Annotated in this window: 18 protein-coding genes; 8 read left to right on the plus strand and 10 right to left on the minus strand. The window is 73.7% G+C overall.

What is annotated here, in order from left to right:
- Positions 1–79 precede the first annotated feature (79 nt).
- Together ACIRPK_RS00225 and ACIRPK_RS00230 are read left to right on the plus strand one after the other, a co-directional pair.
- On the plus strand, positions 80–478 hold the full coding sequence (locus ACIRPK_RS00225; protein WP_403030681.1) for a hypothetical protein: 399 nt from the start codon (positions 80–82) through the stop codon (positions 476–478).
- A gap of 77 nt (positions 479–555) precedes the next feature.
- Entirely contained in the window at positions 556–1,164 is a 609-nt protein-coding gene (locus ACIRPK_RS00230) for an SGNH/GDSL hydrolase family protein (RefSeq protein WP_403030683.1), read from the plus strand.
- A 46-nt stretch (positions 1,165–1,210) separates the two neighbouring features.
- On the opposite strand, the gene ACIRPK_RS00235 is transcribed toward ACIRPK_RS00230, so the two are convergent.
- The 6 genes from ACIRPK_RS00235 to ACIRPK_RS00260 are packed head-to-tail and all read right to left on the minus strand — an operon-like array spanning position 1,211 to position 8,205.
- On the minus strand, positions 1,211–2,047 hold the full coding sequence (locus ACIRPK_RS00235) for an ATP-binding cassette domain-containing protein (protein WP_403030686.1): 837 nt from the start codon (positions 2,045–2,047) through the stop codon (positions 1,211–1,213).
- Entirely contained in the window at positions 2,044–3,027 is a 984-nt protein-coding gene (locus tag ACIRPK_RS00240) for an ABC transporter ATP-binding protein (protein ID WP_403030689.1), read from the minus strand. Before ACIRPK_RS00240 ends, ACIRPK_RS00235 begins: the two co-directional genes overlap by 4 nt.
- Positions 3,027–3,887: an ABC transporter permease gene (locus tag ACIRPK_RS00245; RefSeq protein ID WP_403030692.1), complete on the minus strand. Its 861-nt coding sequence runs from the start codon at positions 3,885–3,887 to the stop codon at positions 3,027–3,029. The genes ACIRPK_RS00240 and ACIRPK_RS00245 overlap by 1 nt, the downstream gene beginning before the upstream one ends.
- Positions 3,884–4,858, minus strand: a complete 975-nt coding sequence (locus tag ACIRPK_RS00250; RefSeq protein WP_403030695.1) for an ABC transporter permease — start codon at positions 4,856–4,858, stop codon at positions 3,884–3,886. Before ACIRPK_RS00250 ends, ACIRPK_RS00245 begins: the two co-directional genes overlap by 4 nt.
- On the minus strand, positions 4,855–6,477 hold the full coding sequence (locus tag ACIRPK_RS00255) for an ABC transporter substrate-binding protein (protein WP_403030698.1): 1,623 nt from the start codon (positions 6,475–6,477) through the stop codon (positions 4,855–4,857). Before ACIRPK_RS00255 ends, ACIRPK_RS00250 begins: the two co-directional genes overlap by 4 nt.
- Before the next feature lie 27 nt (positions 6,478–6,504).
- Positions 6,505–8,205 (minus strand): amidohydrolase, encoded by a 1,701-nt coding sequence (locus ACIRPK_RS00260; protein WP_403030700.1) that lies wholly within the window; start codon positions 8,203–8,205, stop codon positions 6,505–6,507.
- 124 nt (positions 8,206–8,329) lie between these two features.
- Between ACIRPK_RS00260 and ACIRPK_RS00265 the strand changes: the two genes are divergently transcribed.
- Positions 8,330–9,025: a TetR/AcrR family transcriptional regulator gene (locus ACIRPK_RS00265; RefSeq protein WP_403030702.1), complete on the plus strand. Its 696-nt coding sequence runs from the start codon at positions 8,330–8,332 to the stop codon at positions 9,023–9,025.
- Positions 9,026–9,227: 202 nt separating this feature from the next.
- Entirely contained in the window at positions 9,228–10,901 is a 1,674-nt protein-coding gene (locus tag ACIRPK_RS00270) for a flavin monoamine oxidase family protein (protein ID WP_403030705.1), read from the plus strand.
- Positions 10,902–11,190: 289 nt separating this feature from the next.
- On the opposite strand, the gene ACIRPK_RS00275 is transcribed toward ACIRPK_RS00270, so the two are convergent.
- Positions 11,191–12,318: a nucleotide disphospho-sugar-binding domain-containing protein gene (locus ACIRPK_RS00275; protein ID WP_403030707.1), complete on the minus strand. Its 1,128-nt coding sequence runs from the start codon at positions 12,316–12,318 to the stop codon at positions 11,191–11,193.
- A 259-nt stretch (positions 12,319–12,577) separates the two neighbouring features.
- Here ACIRPK_RS00275 and ACIRPK_RS00280 point away from each other — a divergent pair, with 259 nt between their 5' ends.
- Positions 12,578–13,330 carry a histidine kinase dimerization/phosphoacceptor domain-containing protein gene (locus ACIRPK_RS00280; RefSeq protein WP_403030710.1) on the plus strand — a complete coding sequence of 251 codons (753 nt, stop codon included), beginning with the start codon at positions 12,578–12,580 and terminating at the stop codon, positions 13,328–13,330.
- An 18-nt stretch (positions 13,331–13,348) separates the two neighbouring features.
- Here ACIRPK_RS00280 and ACIRPK_RS00285 read toward each other — a convergent pair whose 3' ends face one another.
- The 3 genes from ACIRPK_RS00285 to ACIRPK_RS00295 are packed head-to-tail and all read right to left on the minus strand — an operon-like array spanning position 13,349 to position 17,241.
- Complete coding sequence (locus ACIRPK_RS00285) at positions 13,349–14,599, minus strand: VWA-like domain-containing protein (protein ID WP_403030713.1); 1,251 nt, start codon at positions 14,597–14,599, stop codon at positions 13,349–13,351.
- On the minus strand, positions 14,596–15,822 hold the full coding sequence (locus tag ACIRPK_RS00290) for an AAA family ATPase (protein ID WP_403030716.1): 1,227 nt from the start codon (positions 15,820–15,822) through the stop codon (positions 14,596–14,598). The genes ACIRPK_RS00285 and ACIRPK_RS00290 overlap by 4 nt, the downstream gene beginning before the upstream one ends.
- Positions 15,823–15,867: 45 nt before the next feature.
- Positions 15,868–17,241, minus strand: coding sequence for a hypothetical protein (locus ACIRPK_RS00295; RefSeq protein WP_403030718.1), 1,374 nt, complete (start codon positions 17,239–17,241; stop codon positions 15,868–15,870).
- Between the two features lie 545 nt (positions 17,242–17,786).
- On the opposite strand from ACIRPK_RS00295, the gene ACIRPK_RS00300 reads away from it, so the two are divergent.
- From ACIRPK_RS00300 to ACIRPK_RS00310, 3 genes are read left to right on the plus strand one after another with little or no spacing between them, the layout of a single operon-like run.
- Complete coding sequence (locus tag ACIRPK_RS00300) at positions 17,787–19,313, plus strand: amino acid adenylation domain-containing protein (RefSeq protein ID WP_403030720.1); 1,527 nt, start codon at positions 17,787–17,789, stop codon at positions 19,311–19,313.
- Positions 19,314–19,371: 58 nt separating this feature from the next.
- A complete protein-coding gene (locus ACIRPK_RS00305; protein ID WP_403030722.1) occupies positions 19,372–19,656 on the plus strand; it encodes an acyl carrier protein in 285 nt (94 codons plus the stop codon).
- Positions 19,657–19,667: 11 nt separating this feature from the next.
- Entirely contained in the window at positions 19,668–21,029 is a 1,362-nt protein-coding gene (locus ACIRPK_RS00310; RefSeq protein ID WP_403030725.1) for a flavin monoamine oxidase family protein, read from the plus strand.
- Positions 21,030–21,124: the final 95 nt, after the last annotated feature.

Genomic DNA, 21,124 nt, shown 5'->3' on the forward strand with positions numbered 1-21,124 from the left:
TGACATTTCACGGGCCTGCGTCGTCGGACTACCGAGACACTACTGATCCACCGCCGCGAGGCAGAACGGGGACCGCATCATGGGCGCCCAGACGACGGCCGGACCGACCCGGACCACCTTCGTGCAGGTCTCGGTCGCGCTGCAGACCCTGGCCATCCTCTTCCAGGCGAGCACCGCCGGGCTGCTGCTCTCCACCTCCTACGGCGAGACGCTGCACAGCGTGGGCGCACGCGTGATGTACGGCGCGTCGATGCTCTACGTGCTCGCCGCGGTGCTGGCCTGGAAGCCGGGCGGCGGGTCGCCCCGGCCGATCCTGTACTCCACCGGCTTCCTCGTGCTCGCCTCGCTCCAGGTCGTCCTGGGCGTCGCGCACCTACCGTCGGTCCACCTGCCGCTCGGCGTCCTGATGTTCGGCCTGAGCCTGCTGGACCTCGGCCTGCAGCTCTCCGCCCGGCGGCCGGACCGCGCCCGGTCGTAGCCGCCCCGCGCACCGTCGTGATCGAATGACGTCCGTGCGCCGGACCGGGCGCACCCCGAGGAGCAGGGGATGATCACGTGATCGAGCTGTCGGCGAGGCCGATGACCTGGGTGGCGGCCGGTGACAGCATCACCCAGGCCGTGCAGCACACCTACGGCGCCCGCGGCTGGGTGGAGCACCTCCACGAGCGGATCCGCTGGCAGTTGGACCGGCTGACCGACATCGTCGTCAACTCCGGCGTCTCCGCCTGGTGCGCCAAGGACGTGCTCGGCAGCTACGACCACCTGATCGGCCGGTTCGCCCCGGACGTGCTGTCGATCTCGCTCGGCACCAACGACGCGCGGGCCGGGCTCGCCGGGCTCGACGTCTTCCACGCCGACCTGCGGGCCATCGTCGCCCGGGCCGACGGGGCCCAGATCGTGCTGCACACCCCCGTGTTGACCAGCATGAGCGGCCGGGCCGCCCGGGCCGAACTGCCCGCCTACTGCCGGGCCGTCCGGGAGATCGCGCGGGACACGGGCGCCCTGCTGGTGGACCACGAGGCGCACTGGCTGGCCCGGTTCCCCGCCGGCGCCGACCCGATCCCCTGGCTCGACGACCCGGCGCACCCCAACGCCGTGGGCCACCTCCAGATGGCGAACCACACGCTGCGCACGCTGGGGCTCGGTGCGTTGACGGACGTCTAGTTCGTCACCGCAGCGGCGGAGCCCCCGGCCAGGGGGCTCCGCACCGCTACCCGGCCGCCGCGAGTCCGCGGCGCTGCCCGCCGATCGCCTCGGGGTCCCACCCGGGGTGCGGGACCGACGCCAACAGCAGCCGGGTGTACGGGTGGTGCGGCGTGGTCAGCAGGTCGGTGACCGGCTGGTGCTCCACGGTCCGGCCGCGGTACATCACCAGCGCCTCGTCGCAGACGTACCGCACCACGGCCAGGTCGTGGCTGACGAAGACCAGGCCGATGCCGGTGTCGCGCCGGATGTCGGCGAGCAGGTTGAGCACCTGGGCCTGTACCGAGACGTCCAGGGCCGACACCGCCTCGTCCAGCACCAGGACGGCCGGCTCGACGGCCAACGCCCGGGCGATGGCGGCGCGTTGGCGCTGACCGCCGGAGAGCTGGCGGGGCAGTGCGGCGGCCTCCCGGTCACCGAGGCCGACCTGGGCGAGCAGCTCGCGCACCCGGGCCGCCCGGGCCTGGGCGGAGTGCGAGCCGTGCAGGCGCAGCACGCCGTCCACCGTGGCGCCGATGCCGATCCTGGCGTCCAGCGAGAGGTACGGGTCCTGGAAGACGATCTGCACCGCCTTGGCCCGGGCCAGCCGGGCCGTCCGCCCGCGCACCCGGGCGGCGAGCGGGGTGCCCTGGACCAGGATCTCGCCCTGGTCCGGCCGCTCCAGGCCGACCAGCATCCGGGCGGTGGTGGTCTTGCCGGAGCCGGACTCCCCGACGATGCCGAGGGCGCCACCGGGACGCAGCGCGAAGGACAGGTCGTCGACCGCGACCACCTGGGTCCCGCCGGAGGGGTAGGTCTTGCGCAGGCCGCTCACCTGGAGCAGCGGGCCGGGGTCGGTGGTCAACGGTTCTCCTGGGCGGCTGGGTCGGCGAGTTCGTCCACCCGGTGGCAGGCGACCAGCGCGGGCCCCACCGGGATCAACGCGGGCACCGCCTGGTCGCAGCGCCCGGGCCGGGCGAACCGGCAGCGATCGAAGAAGGCGCAGCCGGGTGCGCTCTGCGCCAGGCTCATCGGCGTACCGGGGATCGGCAGCAGCCGGGAGAGCGGGCCGTGCAGCGGCGGCGAGGAGCCCAACAGCCCTGCGGTGTAAGGGTGTCGGGGCGCGACCAGCAGCTCGGCGGCGGTGCCGGTCTCGACGATCCGCCCGGCGTACATCACGTAGATCCGGTCGCAGGTGGCGGCGGCCAGGTCGAGGTCGTGGGTGATCAGCAGCAGGCCGAGGCCCTGCTCCTGTTGCAGCCGGCGCAGGATCGCCATGATCTCGGCCTGGGTGGTGACGTCCAGGGCGGTGGTGGGTTCGTCGCAGAGCAGCAGGCGGGGTTCGGCGGTCAGTGCTCCGGCGATCATGACGCGTTGCAGCATGCCGCCGGACATCTGGTGCGGGTACTGGCGCAGGTGCCGGGGCGGGTCGGGCAGGCCGACGGCGCCGAGCAGTTCGAGCGCGCGCCGCTCCGCCTCGGCCCTGGACCGGCCGCCGACCAGCCGGAGCTGTTCGGTGAGGAAGTCACCGACCCGGCGCACCGGGTTGATGCCGGCCCGTGGGTCCTGGAAGATCATGGACGCCTCGCCGGTCCGCACCGCGCGCAGGGTGTCGGCATCCGCGCCGATCAACTCATGTCCGGCGACCCGGACCTGGCCGCCGACCCGGGCACCGGCCGGCAGCAGGCCGAGCGCGGCCCTGGCGGTCAGCGACTTGCCCGATCCGGACTCCCCCACCAGCGCGACCGCCTCGCCCTCGGCCACGCTCAGGCTGACGCCGTCCAGGATCGGCCGGGCCATCCCCGGCAGGGCGACGTCGAGCGCCTCGTACGCAAGAATCGGCATCAGGATTCCCTCCCGGCGAGCCGGTCGCCGAGGTGTTCCCCGACGACGTTGAAGGCGACCACGACCAGCACGACCGCGACGGCCGGGACGATCGCGGACAGCGGCTCCCCCTGCAGGACGGCGGCCTGGCCCTGGTTGATCATGGCTCCCCAGTCGGGGGTCGGCGGCTGGACGCCGAGCCCGAGGAAGGACAGCGCGGCCAGGTCGAGCAGCGCGTAGCCGAAGTTGACCGTGGACTGGGCCAGCACCGTGGGCATGATGCCGGGCAGCAGCCGGCGCAGCGCGACGAACACCGCCGAGTGTCCCTGCACCCGGTAGGCGGCGATGTACGGCCGGACCTTCTCCTGCGCGGTCAGGCCGCGCACCAGCCGGGCGGTGTACGGCAGGTAGGCGATCGCCATCGCGAACACCGGGGCGGTCAGCCCCTTGCCGAACAGCGCGACCGCGAGGATCGCCAGCAGCAGGGCCGGGAAGGCGAACAGGACGTCCAGCACCCTGCCCACCACCGTGTCGACCCAGCCGCCGCGCCAGGCGGTGAACAGTCCCACCGCGATGCCGCCGAGGGTGGCGAACACCACCACGGCCAGTGGGCCGACCAGGCTGGTCCGGGTCCCCTCGATCAGCGCCGAGAAGGTGTCGTGGCCGCCGCCGTCGGTGCCGAGCCAGTGGTCGGGTCCTGGACCGGCGAAGTTGTTGCCCAGTTCGCCGTAGGTCGGGTCCTGCGGGGCGAGCCACGGTGCGAACACCGCGACCAGCACGAACAGGGCCAGCACCACGGTGCTCAGTCGGGCCGACGGGCCGCCGCCGATCCGGCGCAGCGCGCCGAGCGGGCTGCCGAGCGGGGAGGTCGAGATGTTCACCGGGCTCCTCCGGCCGCGCGCACGCGCGGGTCGATCAGCGGATGGACCAGGTCCACCATGGTGTTGACGACCACGAAGGCCGCCACCACCAGCAGCACGATCGCCTGGACGACCTGGAAGTCCAGCTGGTCCACGCACTGGACCAGCAGCGAGCCGATGCCCGACATGCCGAACGCGGTCTCCACGATCGCGGTGCTGACCAGCATCCCCGAGACCAGCAGGCCGCCCACCGTGACGATCGGGCCGAGCGCGTTGCGCAGCACGTGCCGCCGGATCACGGTCCGCCGGGGCAGGCCCCGGCTGAGCGCCACCTCGACGTGCTCACGCCGCAGTTCGTCGAGCATCGAGGACCGGGTGACCCGGGTGACCAGGGCCATGAAGGTGATCGACAGCGCGATCGCGGGCAGCGCGACGTGGTGCAGCCGGTCCAGCAGGTCGGTGCCGTTGCCGATGGTGGGGAACCAGCCGAGCTGGACCCCGAGCACGGAGCGCAGCACGATCGCGGCGACGAAGGAGGGCACCGCGGCGCCGACCGTCACCAGCAGCAGCACGGCCGAGCCGGTCCGGGTGCCGCGCCGCAGCGCGCCGACGATCCCGGCGCCGACGCCCAGCACGGCGATCAGCAGCGCCGCCACCCCCACCAGCAGCAGGGTGGCCGGCAGCCGGGCCGCCAGCACCTCGCCGACGCTCTGGTGGAACAGGTACGACCGGCCGAGGTCGCCGTGCAGCACGCCCTCCAGCCAGTGCCAGTAGCGGACCGGGAACGGGTCGTCGAAGCCGTACTGCTGACGGATCGCCAGCAGTTCCTGCGGGCTCGCGCTGCGGCCCTTGACCAGGAAGCTCGCCGGGTCGCCGGGGGCCAGGTAGAGCGAGGAGAACACCAAAAACGAGGTGACCAGCAGGGTCACCGCCATCCCCAGCAGCCTGCGCGCCGCCGACCCGGCCGCCCGGAGGGCGGAGGCGGGGGTCATCCCTTGGCGCCGATCTCGGCGGCCCACGGGTAGTACAGGTAGGCGATCGACGGCTTGACGCCGGTGATCTTCTTGCCGAGGAAGACGCTGACCGGCTCGGTGTACAGCGGCAGCCAGGGCAGCTGGGTCATCGCGATCTGCTGGGCCTCCGCGGTGGCGGCGGCGTGCGCGGCCGGGTCGTAGGTGCCGACGGCCCTGTCCACGGCCGCGTCGAACTTCGGGTCGGACCAGCCGCCGTAGTTGCTGAACGCGTCGGTGCGCAGCGAGCTGTACATGTCCAGCGGGTCGGTGATCGAGGTGTACCAGAAGGTCAGGAACAGGTCGATGCCCTCGCGCGCGGCCGCGTCGGTGAACAGTGCGGTGTACTTGTCCGCCGCGATGGTGTCGATCTCGGGCTTGAGCCCGATCGCGGTCGCGGCCTGGGCGACGGCCTGAGTGATGATGGTGGTCTGCGAGTCCAGCGGGCTGGTCGCGATCACCACCTTCTGGCCGTTCACCCCGGCCTCGGCGGCGAGCGCCTTGGCCTTCGCGGGGTCGTACGGGTAGTCGGGCAGTGCCTTGAGCAGGTCGGCCGCGCCCGGTGCGCCGTTCCAGTTGTTCGCCGTCACCAGGGAGTCGGCCACCTCGCCGACCCCGCCGGCCCCGGCCTTGACGATGCCCCTGCGGTCCACCGCCATCAGCAGCGCCTGCCGCACCCGGGCGTCGCCGAGCGGGCCCTTGAGGTTGTTGACTACCTCGGTGGCGACGGTTGTGTTCTGGCCGAAGTAGAGCGCGCCGCCCGGCGTGGACCTCAACTGCGCGTACGCGCCCGCCGGCACCATCCAGCCGCCGTCCACCTCGCCGGTGCGGAACGCGTTCACCCGGGTGGTCGGGTCGGCCAGGAAGACGAACTTCGCCTGCGCGGACTTCGCCTTGAGCTGCGGGTTCCAGTAGTCGTCGAACCGCTTGAGGGTCAGCGACTGCCCGGAGGTCCAGGTGTCGAAGGAGAACGGCCCGGTGCAGTTCACCCCGCCGGCCGGACTGCCGTAGTCCTTGCCCGCCTTGGCCAGTGTGGCGGCCGACTCGATCACGCCGGGGCCGGCGCCCAGGTACTTGTTGAAGGTGGAGTCGGGTGCCTTCAGCGTGACGGTGACCTCCAGCGGACCGGTCCGCCCGATCGTCTCCACGTTGCGGTACTGGTTGCCCCAGACGCTGCCCACCTCCGGGTCCAGGTTGCGCCGGAGCGAGGCGACCACGTCGTCCGCGGTGAGCACGGTGCCGTCGTGGAACTTGACGTTCGGCCGGATCTGGTAGACCCAGCTGGTCGGCGTCGGATTGCTGTACGAGCTGGCCAGGTTCGGCGAGCTGGTCAGGTCCGGGTTCCAACGCAGCAGGCTCTCGCAGACGTTGGCGAGGATCTGGTTCGGCGGGAAGTCGAACGCGTAGGCGTAGTCGATCGTGGTCGGCTCGCCGAACAGCGACCAGGTGAACGAGTCCAGCCCACCGGCGGCCGCAGGGGTGGTGTCGGTCAACTGCCAGCCGGCGCCGGTGCCGTCGGCCTGCTTGGCGGTGCCGCTGCACCCGCCGGCGGCCAGCGCGGTGGCCAGGGTGACGGCGGCGAGGAGGCTGCGAGGTCTCATGGGGGTCCTTCGTGGGGGGAGGGGCGGTCAGGAGGTGGCGGTGAAGACCGCTCGGCCGTCCAGGTAGGTGCGCAGCACCCGGGTGAGGCCGATCTCCTCGGCCGGGTGCTCGAAGGGGTCGCGGTCCAGCACGACCAGGTCCGCGTACTTGCCGACCTCGACCGTTCCGGTGACGTCGTCCAGGTGGTTGGCCCAGGCGCTGCCCGCCGTGTAGGCGGTCAGCGCCTGAGCGAGCGTCAGGGCCTGCTCGGGGTAGAACGGCTCGCGCGGCTTGCGGTCGTCCGAGGCGTTGGGGGCGTCGAGCGGTACGGCCCGGTTGACCGCGACGTGGATGCCCCAGAGCGGGTTGGGGCTGCTCACCGACCAGTCGCTGCCGGCCACCAGCCGGGCACCGGCCCGCTGCAGGTCGCCGAACGGGTACTGCCAGGCGGCGCGTTCGGGGCCCAGGAACGGGATGGTCAGCTCGTCCATCTGCGGCTCGTGCGCGGCCCACAGCGCCTGGATGTTGGCGCCCGCGCCGAGCTCGGCGAACCGGGGCAGGTCGTCGGGGTGGATCACCTGGAGGTGCGCCAGGTGGTGGCGGTTGTCGCTCGGGCCGTTGGCCGCCCGGGCGGCGGCCAACGCGTCCAGGGCCTGCCGGACGGCGCGGTCGCCGAGGGCGTGGAAGTGCACCTGGAAGCCGGCCGCGTCCAGCGCGCGGACCGCCTCGGTGAGCACCTCGGGGCCGACGAAGGTCAGCCCGGTGTTCTGGGTCGGGCAGCCGCAGCCGTCCAGGTAGGGCTCCAGCATGCTGGCGGTGAAGTTCTCCGCGATGCCGTCCTGCATGATCTTCACGGTGGTGGCGGCGAACCGGCCCACCCGGCCGCCCCGGCGGCGCTCCACCAGCTCGGGCAGCTGCTCCAGGCCGCGTTCGCGGTCCCACCAGAGCGCGCCGACCACCCGGGCCTTGAGCGAGCCGTCCGCCGCCGCCCGCAGGTAGACCGGGTAGTTGTCGGGGTTGCCGGGGAAGGCGCCGATCATCGCGTCCTGCCAGCTGGTCACCCCGAGCGAGAACAGGTGCTCCTGGGCCACCAGCAGTCCGGCGTGCGCCTCGTCCGGCGTCGCGACCGGGACGTGGTCGGCGACCAGGTCCATCGCGCCCTCCTGGAGGGTGCCGGCCGGGCTGCCGTCCGCCTCCCGCTCGATCCGGCCGTCCGCCGGGTCGGGGGTGTCCCGGTCGACGCCCGCGAGCCGCAGCGCCGCCGTGTTGACCCAGGCGCCGTGGCCGTCCCGGTTGGTGAGCAGCACCGGCCGGTCGGGCACCACGGCGTCGAGCATCGCGCGGGTCGGGACGCCGCCGGGGAAGACGTCCATCGACCAGCCGCCGCCGCAGATCCACGGCTTGTCGGGGTGCGCCTCGGCGTAGGCGGCGACCACCGCCAGGTAGCCCTCGACCGAGCGCTCGGCGGACAGGTCGCAGCGCAGCATCTGCACACCGGCCACCGCCGGGTGCACGTGGGCGTCCTGGAAGCCGGGCACCAGCAGGCCGCCGGCCAGGTCGACCACCTCGGTGTCCCGGTCCACCAGCAGCCGGACGGCCGCCTCGTCGGCCACCGCGACGATCCGGCCGTCGGTCACCGCCACCGCCGCCTCGATCGGCTCGGGGCCGGTGGCGGTGAAGACCCGCCCGCCGACGAAGACGGTGTCCGCCCGCCGCCCGTGCTGCCCTGGTGTGCCCTGTGTCGTCAACGGAACTCCCCCTCGGCGGGGCTGGCCCGCACGGCGTGTTGTTGAGGAGGAGTGAACGGCAGCGCAACACTGTTGTCAACGGTGTTGCGCCAACTCGTGGGCACATCGATACACTGGGGACACCATGTCGAAGCCACCTGTGACTCCTGCCCGTAGCAAGCGCGTTGGCGCCCAGCTCACCCCCGAAGCGATCATCGACGCCAGTCTGCGGATCGCCGCCCGAGGAAGTGCCGACGCTTTCACCGTCCGCCGGCTCGGCGAAGAGCTCGGCGCCGATCCGACCGCGATCTACCGGCACTACCGCGACAAGGACGAGCTGCTGCTCTCCGTCGCCGACCGGACCTTGGGCGAGGTGCTGGACAGCATCCCGGCCGGGCTCGACTGGAAGGGACGGCTGCGCGCACTGGCCGACGGCTCGCTGGCCGTCGCGCTGAAGTACCCGGCCGTCAGCTCGGCGATGGCCAGCCGGACCACCCGGCGCACCAACGAGTTCCGGGTGGTCGAGCTGATCCTCGGGGCCGTCCGGGAGGCGGGGCTGGACGGCGTCGACGCGGCGGTGCACTACCGGATGGTCGGCGACTCGCTGCTGGCCTACGTCGGCCAGCGGGCCGCCTACCTGCTCTTCGATCCCGAGGTCAGGGCCGGTGACGAGTCCTCCTGGAGCCGCGAGTACCGCCTGGTCGACGCCGAGGGCTTCCCGAACATCGCGGGGCTGGGCCGGGAGCTGGCCGAGGTGACCCACGATCAGATCTTCCACGCCAGGGTCGAGGCCCTGATCACCGCGATCGAGCAGCGGGCGGCGGCCGTCCGGGAGGCGTGACGGCGGGTCCGACCCGGGGGCCGGGCACCGTGCCAAGGTGCGCAACACCGTTGACAACAGTGGTGCGCGAGCGCTTCACTCCCCATCAACTCGAAAACGCGTCGGGCGCCATGCCGCCGCGCGAGCCTCTCCGACCTGTCTGCACCTGCCGGCACCCCCACGTCTGCCGCAGGGAAGTCATCCCTCCGAGAAGAGGCACCACATGGACCGCGTACCCACCGGCCTGCCCGCGACCCGCACCGGCTCCCCCGGCGGCGACCGGGCCGGCCTGCCCGCTCCGCTGCGGGCGGTCTTCGCCGCGCACGGCGAGGCCCGGCGCCGCCGGATGCCCGTCGCCGAGGTCGTCGGCGAACAGGCCGAACAGGCCGGACGAGCCGCCCGTACCGAGCCCGGGCTGAGCCGCCGCCGGCTGCTGGGCAGCGCCGGCGCACTCGCCGCCGCCACCGTACCCGCCGGGCTGCTCGCCCCGTCCCGGGCCGCCGCGGCCACCGCACCCAGGGTGGTGATCGTCGGGGCCGGGCTGGCCGGGCTCCGCTGCGCCCACCAGCTGTGGAACCGGGGCAGGCCGATCGCGGCGACCGTCTACGAGGCGGACACCACCCACCTCGGCGGCCGCTGCTGGTCACTGCGCGGCTTCTTCGCCGGCGGCCAGGTCAGCGAGCACGGCGGCTCGTTCATCAGCTCCACCGACAAGGCCGTGCTCAACCTGGCCAACAGCCTGGGCCTGCAACGCGAGTACGCCAACGGCGGCGCGCTGGACTCCGGCGACTACGCGGGCTGGGTCAACGACTCGCTCTACAACGGCGAGCAGCAGCAGGACGACTGGGCGGCCGGCGCCTTCGACGCCTTCAGCGCCTCCTACCGGGCCATCGGCACCCCGCGCTACGACAACCACACCGCCGAGGCCCGTCGGCTCGACCAGCTCTCCTGCCTGGACTACCTCGCCGAGATCGGCCTCCCCGCGAACTCCCGGCTCGGGCAGCTGATCCAGTCGCTCCAGCTGCAGTCGGGCGGCGAGCCCGGGCAGTCCTCCGCGCTGAACATGATCGGCTTCCTGGGCGCCTCCAGCATCTTCGGCGCGGGCGGCGGCTTCGACGAGAAGTACCACCTGGTCGGCGGCAACGACCAGTTGGTGACCGGCATGGTCGGCCAGCTGCCCGCAGGTGCGGTCAAGCAGGGCTACGAGCTGATCGCCGTGGTCCGGAACGGCGACGGCAGCTACACCTGCACCTTCGACCACTGCGGCAGCACCGTCTCGGTCCCGGCCGACCACCTGGTGCTGGCACTGCCGTTCAGCATGCTGCGCAGGGTCGACCTGTCCAGGGCCCAGCTGTCCCCACTCAAGCTGACCGCGATCCGGCAGCAGGGGATGGGCCAGAACGGCAAGTTGGTCACCCAGCTGACCCGGAAGACCTGGCCCGCGCTCGGCTGCAACGGGATCTCCAACACCGGCCCGCTCGGCTACCAGACCGCCTGGGACGGCTCGGTGCAGTCGGGCGAGACCGGCGCCCCGGCCCTGCTGGTCAACTTCCCCGGCGGCGACGGCGCCCGGGACCGCCTCACCGGCGCGGCCCACGGCCCGGCCCCGGCCGCTGACGTGAACTCCTTCCTGGCCCAGATCGAGCACGTCCTCCCCGGCACCACGGCCGCCTACAACGGCCGGGCCTACGAGGACCACTGGTCGCTCGACCCCTGGCACCTGGGCGCCTACCACTACTACAAGGTCGGCCAGTACACCTCGTTCGCGGGCTACGAGGCCGTCCAGGAGGGCCGGATCCACTTCGCGGGCGAGCACACCGACGTGGACAACGCCACCCTGAACGCCGCGGTGGCCTCCGGCGCCCGCGCGGCCGGCGAGATCACCGCACAGATCTGACCACCCGTCGGAGCGGTGCGGCCCCACCCGGGCCGCACCGCGACGGGCGAACCGAATTCGGTTGCCCCGGGGTGGGGACGCCGCCCTGGAGTGACGGCCATGCGCCCTCAACTGAGCGCCGCCATCAGCGCGGTGTGGTTCCGTCTGCCCTTGCGCCATCGAAGATCCGGCGTCCCGGCCGGACGGCGGACGCACCCGCTGCTGACCGCCGGGTGCCGTCCGGACCGTCCCTCCGACCGGGGCGAGGGTTACACCCCCCGCCCGCCGACGTGACGGCTCCCGGGTGGTCTCAGCGGGCGGCGGTCGCCAGCGCCTCGATGGCGGGGACCAGGGCCGCCGGGGTGGGGAGGGCGTCGTTCTCGGCCCGGAGCCGGACGGCGGCCTCGCGCAGCGCCGGGTCGATGACCAGGCGGACCAGCAGTGCGGTGTCGACCTCGCCGGAGCGGGCCTGCAGGGCGGCGCCGGTGGCGGCGAAGGTGTCGGCGGTGCTGAAGTTGTCGGCGCCCTGCGGCAGCAGCAGCTGGGGAATACCGGCCTGCAGTCCGGTCAGCGAACTGCCCGAGCCACCGTGGTGGACCACCGCGTCGCAGACCCGCAGCAGCTCCGCCAGCGGGACCCACGGCAGCGGGCGGACGTTGGCCGGAAGCGTACCGAGGTCACTCAGGTCGGCGTCCCCGACGGCGAGCAGGAACTCGGCGTCCACCGAAGCGGCCGCCTCGATCAGCCGGGTGATCGCCTGCACCCCGTCCACCCCGGCGAGCACCGTGCCCAGGGTGACCGCCACCCGCGGCCGGGTGCCCCGGCGCAGCAGGTCGGCGGGGACCACACCGCCGCCGTTGTAGGGGAGGTAGCGCATCCGCAGTCCGCCCTGGTCCCCGCCGAGCGAGGCCGGCACGATGTTCAGCGGGGTGGTCTCGGCCGGGCCGGCCACGCCGTACGCCTCGTAGACCTCGGTGAAGTGGCCGGCCAGCCGGGCGGCCATCTCGAGGCCGGAGCTGACGCCGAAGTTCTGCAGCGCCGCCGGGATCTTGAGCTTGGCCGCCACCAACTGGGCCGAGGCCAGGCAGGAGTCGTGGATCAGCAGGTCCGCCTCCCACTCCCCCGCCACGGTCAGCAGGCCGTCCACGGTGGCCCGGGAGGCGTGCGCGAAGGCGCGGGCACCGATGTCCAGGAGCTGGTCCTCGGTCAGATCCGGCCGGGCGTAGCGCGGCTGCTCGCCGCTGACCGCTTGGAAGGACTCCAGCAGGCCCCGCCCGTCGCCGATCTCGACGATCGGGAAGCCCGCCTGCCGGAGCTGTTCCATCGGCCTCGGACTGGCGAACAGCACCTCGTGCCCGGCGGCCCGCAACGCCTGCGCGGTCGGCACCATCGGGAACAGGTGGCTGGGAGCGGCCGGGCCGGTGAAGAGAATGCGCACGGTGGTCTCCTGCTCGGTAGCGGATCGCACGGGCCGGTGGCCCGCCGCTCCGTCAACCGACGGACGATCAGTTCGTGTTCCCCGCATGGTCGATAATCGGACGTTCTGCGCCGGGTCTTGCCCGACGGGGCGCGGTGTGCTCCGCCGGCGCCGGCGGTGCCCCGCTCCGTACGCCGGAGGATCCGTACTCCCGGAGGAGGAGGGCGGCTCAGCACTGCGGCCGACTCGGCGACGGCGGCCCGCTGTCTACGCTGACGACGTGTACCGACTCCACGCGTGGTTCCTCCGCCGTCCCGGCATCGGTGACGGCGCCTGGGCGATGGGCCTGTTCCTGCTGGGCTGGTGGGCGGCGGCCGGCCGGCCGGGGCCGTTCGGGCCGCCGCAGCTCGGCTGCCTGGCGGTCGGCTGCGCGTTCGCCGTCCTGATGCTGGTCCGACGCCGGCACCCGGGCCTCGCCGTGCTGGGCGGAATCGCCCTGGGCTTCGGGCAGTTGGCGGCGGGCGCCGGGCCCGGCCTGCTCCAGGTCGGCTGCCTCGTGCTGGCCCGCTGGGCCAGCTGCTTCGGGTCACCCCGGGTGGCGCTGGCCGCGTGCGCCGGTGCGCTGGCGGTCGGGCCGCTGGCCGTGGCACGAGGGCTGGCCGACGGGAGTCTCGGCTCCTTCTCGGCCGGGCAGCTGCTGCTCGTCACCGTGACCTACCCGGTCCCCTTCCTGCTCTGCTGGGCCTGGGGGCTGTGGTCCCGGGCCCGTCGCGCGGAGCTGGCCGCGCTGGCCGACCGGGCCGCGACGGCCCGGGCCGAACTGGCCCGGGAGGCGGTCCGCACCCGGATGGCCGAGGAGTTGCACGACGTGATCACGCACGACCTGACGGCGATGACCGTCCAGGCCGGCGGCGCCCAGTACGTCCTGCCGGTCAACCCCCGCCTGGCTGGGGAGGCGGTGCACGGCATCGGCGACCAGGGGCGCCGGGTGCTGACCGAACTCGCCCGCCTGGAGCGGGTGCTGAGCCCCTGACTCCGACGCCGCCGGGGCTCACCGGCCACCGGGTGCCGACCCGATCTCCACCACCCGGGCCCAGTCCGGTGGCGGGTCCGGTACGTAGTCGGGGTCTTCCTCGTCCCACGACCGGGCCGTCCGTAGCCGGGGGAACAGGCCCACCACCGTGCGGCACGGTGGCCGCCGGTCGGGCCAGGGTGTCTGACCGTCGGTCAGGGCCACGATGACGTCCGGCCGGGGCCCCGTACGGAGCGCTTCGGCGAAGCCGGTCCGGAGATCCGTACCGCCGCCGCCCGTCAGCGGGATGCCCTCGGCCCGGCAGAGCGGGTGCACCGTCCCGGCCGCCGCATCGCAGCACAGCACGCTGACCAGGTCGCGACGCCCGCCCACGGCCCGGGAGATCGCGGCGACCTCCAGGAGCGCGCTGCCCAGCTCGGCGTCGCTGACCGAGCCGGAGGTGTCGATGATCACGACCACCCGGGGCGGGCGGCGGCGCAGGCTTGGCAGGACGGCGCCGGGCACTCCGGCCGAGCGCCGCGCCGGGCGGCCGTAGCTGTAGTCGTCCGCGCCGGCACCGGAGGCGGCGGAGCGGACCGCCGCCCCCAGCAGCTCCCGCCACTGCTGTGGAGCCTGGAACGCCTCCTCGGCCCAGCGCTGCCAGCCCTCCGGTGCGTCCCCGGGCCGGCCGCTGATGCCCTGCGCGACCCGGAACCGGACCGCGTCGCGCTCCTGCGGACTGAGTCCGTGCGCGCCGTCCGGACCGATCTCCCAGTCCCGTTCGAGCCCATCGGCGCCACTGCCGCAGTCCAGCCAGGCGAGCTGCTCGGTCAGCGGGCCGAGCCGGAACCGGGTCAGGTACTCCTCCATCAGCTCGCCCTCCGGCAGGCTCAGGTCCGCCGGCACGAAGGCGCCTTCGGGGCGGACCAGACCGTCACCGTACGCGTCGTCGTTGATCTCGCAGTCGGCGGCGATGTTCATCCGCAGCCGCTCCGCCGGGCCGCTCAGCCCGCGCTCGCGGGCGAACCGGTCGCTGCGCCCGTGGTGGTCGCGGAGCAGGTGCGAGACCTCGTGCACCCAGACCGCGGCCAGCTCCTCCTCCGGGGTCCGGGCCACGAAGGCCGGTGAGACGTAGCACCGCCAGTGCCGGTCGACGGCCATCGTCGGGACCCGGCGCGAGGGCACCACGTGCAACGCGAACAGCGCCGTCGCCAGGTACGGCCGGGCCCGGGCGGCGTGCAGCCGGGCGGCGAACAGCCTGTCCCGGTCGAGCTCGGGCACCGTGGTCACCGGCCCGCCTGCGCGCCGACCGCGATCCGGGCCGCCGTCCGGTCGGCCCGCTGGGAGAGCGACACCACCCCGGCCAGCCGCTCGATCGCCGGCGGCACGTCCCAGTCCTCCCGGCGCAGCGCCGCCAGGGTGGTCGCGGGGACCACCACCAGATCGGGCGCACCGGTCTCCAACGCGCGGACCAGCAGGGCCCAGGCGGAGTCCCAGCGGCCCTTCTCCGGCCGGTTGCGGACCGCCGCCACCACGCCGTCGAGCACCGCCTGCCGCAGGTCGCCCCGCTCGGGCAGTTCGGCACCGGCCGGGTCGGCGAGCAGTTCCTCGGGGTCGGGGAGATCCAACCGGTCCAGGCTCGCCAGCAGTTCCAGCCCCGGGCCGTCCCCGACCGTCCCCCGGACCAGCAGCGAGAGCACCTCCCTGGACGACCCGGCCGCCGTCGCGAAGGCCACCAGACACAGCGTCATCTCCCAGCTCCGGGGCGACGGCCAGGGACCGCCGCGGCGGGTCTCACCGGACGGCAGCCGGTGCACCAGGGTGGGCCGGGCGGCGAGCAGACCGCAGACCGCCCGGCGGGCGAACTCCACGGCGGTCGCCAGCCGTTCGGGATCGAGCCGGGGCAGGGTGGCCCGGGGCCAGGTGCCGCCCAGACCGCGCACCACCACCTCGTGGTCGTGGGTCCACTGCAGGTGGACGAACCGGTTGGCCAGCGGCGGGCTCAGCTCCCAGCCGTCCGCCGCCGAGGCGCGCGGGTTGGCGGCCGCCACGATCCGTACCCCGGGCGGCAGTTGCAGCGCACCGATGCGCCGTTCAAGCACCAGGCGGAGCAGCGCGGCCTGGACGGCGGGCGGCGCGGTGGAGAGCTCGTCCAGGAAGAGCAGCCCTCGGCCGGCCCGGACCAGCCGGACGGCCCAGTCCGGCGGCGCCATCGGCACGCCCTGCTCGGCCGGGTCGTCGCCGAGGACGGGCAGCCCCGAGAAGTCGGAGGGTTCGTGCACGCTGGCGATCACCGTGGTCAGCGGCAGGTCCAGCGAGGCCGCCAGCTGGGCGATCGCCGCCGTCTTCCCGATACCGGGCTCGCCCCAGAGCAGCACCGGGAGGTCGGCGGCGACGGTGAGGGTCAGCGCCTCCAGTTGGACGTCCGGGCGGGGTTCGGTGGTGGCGTCGCGGAGCAGGGTCAACAGCTCTGCTGCAACGTTGAGTTGGGTGGGTTGGGAGTACGTGGACATGTCTGGTCACCTGTGGTCTGTCGAAGGGGGACGGGTCCCCGGGGTTCAGTGGTTCAGCGCGTGGCGCGGGTGCGAGCGGCGCAGGGCGGTGCGGCGGCCGTCCGTCCGGCCGCGCAGCGGCCCGACACCGGGTCCGGCCAGGCCCGCCCGGAACAGGCCGTAGCTGATCCGCCGCTGCGCGACGGTCTCCAGCTCGTCCCGCAGGTCGCCGCTGCGCAGCAGGGCGTTGGGGCCGAGCAGGCCCTCGACCACCGCGAGCGCGCCGGCGATGTCGCCGTGGTCCAGGCGTTCGCGGACGCCGACCAGGCAGTCCGGGTGACGGTGCGCCAGGTCGATCGCCCGCAGGCAGGGCAGCGGGGTGCCGGAGAGTGCGATCAGCAGTTCCTCGCGCCGGATCTCGGCCGGATCGTGGTCGAGGGCGGACAGGACGCCGTCGACCAGGCCGATCCGGTGCCGAGCTCCCCGGCACTCCACCAGCTGTGGCTGCCCGGCCGGGTCCGGCCGGTGGGGCGGGGCGGTCGGCGGGTGGTCGGGAACCAGCGCCGAGGCGACCAGCGGGTGCAGGCGGTCGGCCTCGATCAGCCCGGCCCGGAGCAGGTCGAGGTCGGGCAGCGTCCAGGTCGCCGCGTCGGGCAGGACGGGCGGGGGGGATGCTCCGCACCCCCGGGACGCGGCGGCGGGCCGCAGGGTCGCGCCCTGTGGTTCGTCCAGCTCCAGGAGCAGCCGGTGCCGGGCCCCGAGCCGGACACCGACGGCGCCGGTGGACCGGCCCTCGGCCCGGAGCAGGACGGCCGCCTCGGCCGCCCATCGGTCGACGGCGCACGAGTAGCCGGGTGGCACCAGGGCCGTGAGCTCGGGAGTCGCCGGCGGACCGCCGTCGGCTCCCGAGCGACTGCGCAGCTCACCGGTCCGGCCCGCGTCCCAGAGGTGACGGTGCAGGTCGAGGCGGTAGCGCGGGTCCGGCCGGGGGTGCGGCGGACCCCAGGAGGTCGGGTCGGCCCGGGAGCCGTCCCACACCCCGAGGCTGATCCGCTGACCGGCGTCCGCCCAGGCGGGCGGGGTCCGGAGCACCAGGTGCACCGGGTGACGCCCGTCGGTCCGGTACCGGGCCAGCGCGATGGTCAGCCCCGGACGCAGCAGCCCGTCCGGGGCGATCCTCGGCAGGTGCCAGCGCAGCAGATCCGGTGCCAACCGGCGCAGATCCGACCGCACTTGGGAGGCGAGCTCGCGGCCGTGACGGTGCGTCAGCCCGCGCAGGCCGAAGTCGAGGTCGACGCCCGCGGCGGTGCACGCACCCGCCCAGTCCCCGGCGTGCCGGCGGGCGGTGGCGGTTTCGATCATCGCGAGCGGCACGGCGAACTCGCGCACGCGCAGCCAGCGGGACAGCTGGGAATCCCCATTCGCGATCCGAGTGAACATCAGCACTCACCTTGCGCGGACGGGACCCCCGATCTCTGAACGGAGTGAGTAGTCATCGCGGATGACCCTAGCGCCCCGCCTTCCGAACGGCCAGGACCTTTTTCCGGTGACCCGGGCCGGGCGTTCCGCCGCGTACTCGGCCGAACCGGGTCGGAACACCCGCCGGACTTCGCCCGGCCCGTCAGGAACCGGACACCCGACTCTGTTGCGGGTAAAGGAAGTTGAACTACCGTGACCGGCGGAGCTGGTGCCGAGGTGTCAGTTCTCGGCCATTTCCGCCGACCCGTCGACCGTCGGTGAATTCCGCATACGGAGCGCTGCGCGTCATGACCGCCGGGTCATGACGCAATGCAGCCGGCCGCGCACGAGGCGGAGTCGGCGGCAGAGGCATTCCACCCTCCCGAGCAGGCCAGGCCCGTTCACAGGTCCGCCACGCGGCCTTGAGGAAACAGCCTCAACAACCATTGTGGCGACACATGTTCGAAGGTAGAGTCCCGGATCGCCGAGCACGAATGAGCGCTCGCGAAGCATTACCTGGGGCGGGCATGTCAAATAATCGCGGCGCCAGCGAGGTCACTTCCGACCTTTTTGACGCGTTCAGGCAAACTACTCTTCGCTTCCCGGATCGTCCGGCACTCATCCACCACGGACGCACCGTCAGCTACGGCCGGCTCGACGAGCTGGTGAACACGCTTGCCGCACAACTGGGTTCCAATCCCGGCGCGGTTGCCGTGCAGGCGACGCACACCCCGGAAACGGTGGTCGGACTGCTCGGTGTGCTGGCCGTCGGCGGGGTCTACTGCCCCGTCGATCCGGCATTCCCGGCGGACCGGCGACAGGCCATGCTGTCGGCGGTCGACTGTCGCACCGTGCTGAGCACCGATCCCGATCCGGTAGCCCAACTCGGACTGAGACAGCTGGACTTGGGCCGACTCGTGGCGGCGGCGGCCGAGCACCCGACCGCGCCGGCCGGTCAGGCACCTCCGGCCGCCGACGCACCCGCCTACGTCCTCTTCACCTCGGGCTCGACCGGGCAGCCGAAACCCGTCGTCACGCCCCGCCGGGCGATCTCCGCCGGCGTCCACTCGCTCCGGCACCTGTTCGGCTTGGCCCCCGAGGACCGGGTCCTCCAGTTCGCCTCGCTGAACTGGGACACCTGCTTCGAGGAGATCCTGCCGACCCTCACCGCCGGTGCCGCCCTGGTGCTGGACCGCGAGGCACACTCGGGTTCGTTCCCCCGGTTCCTGCGGATGGTCGAACGGGAACGGATCACCGTCCTCGACCTGCCGACCGCCTTCTGGCACGAGCTGGTGCTGCACCTCACCGAGGACCGGCTCGCCCTCCCGGACCGCGTACGCCTGCTGGTGATCGGCGGCGAGGCGGTGAGCCCGGCCCGGCTGGCCGACTGGAGCCGGCTGGACACCGGCCGTATCCGACTGCTCAACACCTACGGCTGCACCGAGACCACCCTGGTCACCCATGCCGTCGACCTGCACGGCCCCGAGGCGCCCTCCCCCGGGTGGGACTGGGCGGCCGGCACCCCGGCCCCGATCGGGCGGGCCCTCCCACACGTCGTCCAACAGATCGGCGAGCAGGGCGAGTTGCTGATCGGTGGCCCCGCGCTGGCACTGGGCTACCTCGGGCTGCCCGAGGCCACCGAAGCCCGGTTCGCCCTGGTCGACGGCGAGCGGCGGTTCCGCACCGGCGACCGGGTGAGCAGTGCACCGGACGGCCTGCTCACCCACCTGGGCCGGCTCGACCACGAGATCAAGGTGCGCGGCATCCGGGTCGACCCGGGCGAGGTCGAGGCCCACATCGCGAGCCACCCCGGGGTCCAGGCGGTGGCCGTGGTGGGCACCACGCTGGCCGGCCGGTCCGCACTGGTCGCCTACCTGGTCCCCAGGACCACCGCCGCAGCCGGGACCCTGGACGCCGAGGTCCGGTCCTATCTGCGCGGGCGGGTGCCAGGCCACCTGGTGCCGAGCCGGATCACCGTCGTCCCCCGACTCGTCCTCACCGCAACCGGAAAGGTCGATCGCGCGGGCTCGCACCTGCGCCACGCAGCGCGCTGACACAGCGCACCGACACACCCACCGGCAAGGCCCGCTGACAGGTCAAAGGAGACCTTCGATGAGCGTTGACACCACTTCCGCCGCCCCGGGCGGCACGCCCGGCGATCCCGGGACGGACCCCGGCGCCGAGGTCGAGAGCGTGGTGGCGATCTTCCGTCGGGTACTGGAGAGCACCGAGGTCGCGCCGGACTCCGACTTCTTCCTGCTCGGCGGCGACTCGCTGATCGCCACCCGGGTGCTGAGCGCGATCGCCCGGGGCCACGGCGTGGAGCTGACCTTCGACGACTTCGTCCTGGCGCCCACCCCGCAGGGCCTCGCCGACCGGATCGCGGCCGCCCGATGAGCGACGGCCCGATGAGCGACGGCCTCCAGGTCGGCGAGGGCCGCCCGGGCGCCACCAGCGCCGTCGTGGTCGGGGCCGGACTGGCCGGGCTCACGGCCGCCACCGGGCTGGCGGCACACGGGATCGAGGTCACCGTGCTGGAGGCCCGCGACCGGGTCGGCGGCCGTACCCACGGCCTCCGGGTCGGACCGGACGCCTGGGTCGACGCCGGCGCCGCCTACCTGGGCGACCGGCACACCGAACTGCTGTCCCTGATATCCGAGTTGGGCCTCAAGACCACCCCGACCACGATGCAGGGCGCCAGCCGCTTCGCCCTCGGCGCCGAACAGGCCACCCGGGACGGACGGTTCCCGCCGCTCAACGCCGTGGCGCTCGGCGACCTGTTCGAGCTGCTGGACGAACTCGCCACCACCGTACGGCCGGAGGCCCCCTGGCTCACCCCGGACGCCGCGCGGCTGGACGCCCTGACCGCCGCCGACTGGGCCGAGCAGCACCTGACCCACCCGGACGCCCGGCTGTTCTTCCCGCTCTTCCTCGGCGAGATGATGGCGGCCGACCCGGCCGAGGTCTCCGTCCTGCACCTGGCGTTCTACCTGCGCTCGGGCGGCGGGCTGCGCTACCTGAACGCCTTCGAGGGCGGTGCCCAGCAGGACCGGATCGCCGGTGGCGCCCACCAGGCGTGCGAACTGCTGGCCGACCGGCTCGGCAGCCGGGTCCGGCTCGGGGAACCGGTCCTGACGGTCCATCAGGACCAGGACGGGGTCACCGTCGGCACACCAGGGGGCGAGTACCGGGCCGACCTGGCGGTGCTGGCGCTGCCGCCGCTGCTCGCCGACGCCGTCGACCACCGGCCGGCCCTGCCGGTCCGCCGGGCGACCGGGCGGACCGGCCGGGGCTGCGCGGTCAAGGTCAACCTGGTCTACCCGGCGCCGCTCTGGCGCGACCACGGCCTCTCCGGCTGGTCGGTCAACGCCGAGGGGCCGCTGCTCTCCACGGTGGACGACTCACCGGCCGAGGGCGGGGTCGGCGTGCTCACCGGCTTCGTCACCGGCGCCGAGGCGCACCGGTACGCGGCGCTGACCCAGGCGGAGCAGCGCTCGGCGGCGGTCGGACAGGCCGCCCGGCTGTTCCCGATGCTGCCGGAGCCGATCGGTTTCCGGCTCACCGACTGGGTCAACGAGCAGTACAGCCGGGGCTGTTACGCCGCGCTGCTCGGCCCCGGGGACTGGTCTGCGCTCGGCCCGACGCTGACCACGCCGCACCACCGGGTGCACTGGGCCGGTACCGAGACCAGCACCGAGTACTTCGGGTTGATGGAAGGCGCCATCCGCTCCGGCCACCGCGTGGTCGCGGAGATCCTCGCCCGTCGCTAGCGCCCGCCCGCGTCACCCGCGTCACCGGCCCATCCTGCGCCGCCGAACCACCCCGTTCCGCCGAGCACCAGACCCCCTCGACCAGTTCACCCGGC

It is taken from the genome of Kitasatospora sp. NPDC101801, assembly GCF_044766665.1.
Taxonomy (GTDB): Bacteria; Actinomycetota; Actinomycetes; order Streptomycetales; family Streptomycetaceae; genus Kitasatospora.

What these genes read in the sequence shown, in the direction of transcription:
- ACIRPK_RS00225 (WP_403030681.1), top strand. Translation starts at nt 80, where the DNA reads ATGGGCGCCCAGACGACGGCCGGACCGACCCGGACCACCTTCGTGCAG.
- ACIRPK_RS00240 (WP_403030689.1), bottom strand. Translation starts at nt 3,027, where the DNA reads ATGCCGATTCTTGCGTACGAGGCGCTCGACGTCGCCCTGCCGGGGATG.
- ACIRPK_RS00250 (WP_403030695.1), bottom strand. Translation starts at nt 4,858, where the DNA reads ATGACCCCCGCCTCCGCCCTCCGGGCGGCCGGGTCGGCGGCGCGCAGG.
- ACIRPK_RS00255 (WP_403030698.1), bottom strand. Translation starts at nt 6,477, where the DNA reads ATGAGACCTCGCAGCCTCCTCGCCGCCGTCACCCTGGCCACCGCGCTG.
- ACIRPK_RS00265 (WP_403030702.1), top strand. Translation starts at nt 8,330, where the DNA reads ATGTCGAAGCCACCTGTGACTCCTGCCCGTAGCAAGCGCGTTGGCGCC.
- ACIRPK_RS00270 (WP_403030705.1), top strand. Translation starts at nt 9,228, where the DNA reads ATGGACCGCGTACCCACCGGCCTGCCCGCGACCCGCACCGGCTCCCCC.
- ACIRPK_RS00290 (WP_403030716.1), bottom strand. Translation starts at nt 15,822, where the DNA reads ATGTCCACGTACTCCCAACCCACCCAACTCAACGTTGCAGCAGAGCTG.
- ACIRPK_RS00295 (WP_403030718.1), bottom strand. Translation starts at nt 17,241, where the DNA reads ATGTTCACTCGGATCGCGAATGGGGATTCCCAGCTGTCCCGCTGGCTG.
- ACIRPK_RS00300 (WP_403030720.1), top strand. Translation starts at nt 17,787, where the DNA reads ATGTCAAATAATCGCGGCGCCAGCGAGGTCACTTCCGACCTTTTTGAC.
- ACIRPK_RS00305 (WP_403030722.1), top strand. Translation starts at nt 19,372, where the DNA reads ATGAGCGTTGACACCACTTCCGCCGCCCCGGGCGGCACGCCCGGCGAT.
- ACIRPK_RS00310 (WP_403030725.1), top strand. Translation starts at nt 19,668, where the DNA reads ATGAGCGACGGCCTCCAGGTCGGCGAGGGCCGCCCGGGCGCCACCAGC.